Origin of the sequence: Paraburkholderia sp. BR10923, from assembly GCF_040948765.1 — a bacterium.
GTDB classification, from domain to species: domain Bacteria; phylum Pseudomonadota; class Gammaproteobacteria; order Burkholderiales; family Burkholderiaceae; genus Paraburkholderia; species Paraburkholderia youngii.
The window spans coordinates 1-255 of record NZ_JBFPKO010000221.1; the positions used below are offsets into that span (position 1 = coordinate 1).

Below are 255 nucleotides of genomic sequence, written 5' to 3' on the forward strand. Positions count from 1 at the left end.
TGGTTACCGGGGCGCTGAGCCAGACGGGGGGAAGGTCTACCATCCCGGCCTGCGACGCGGCATCACGCGCACGTTGCGCGCCATGATCCGGCGGCGCAGCGCGATTGAACCAGCGATCGGTCATATGAAGGCCGACGGCAAACTCGACCGGAACTGGCTCAAGGGCGCGCTCGGGGATGCGATCAACGCAGTGCTATGTGGTGCCGGCCACAACCTGCGCATGATCCTCAGAAAGCTGCGGCGTTTTTACGTCCT

At 64.3% G+C, this 255-nt stretch carries 1 pseudogene; it reads left to right on the forward strand.

What is annotated here, in order from left to right:
• Positions 1-255 (forward strand): annotated as a pseudogene (locus AB3X94_RS42200) (IS5/IS1182 family transposase); the annotation flags it as partial.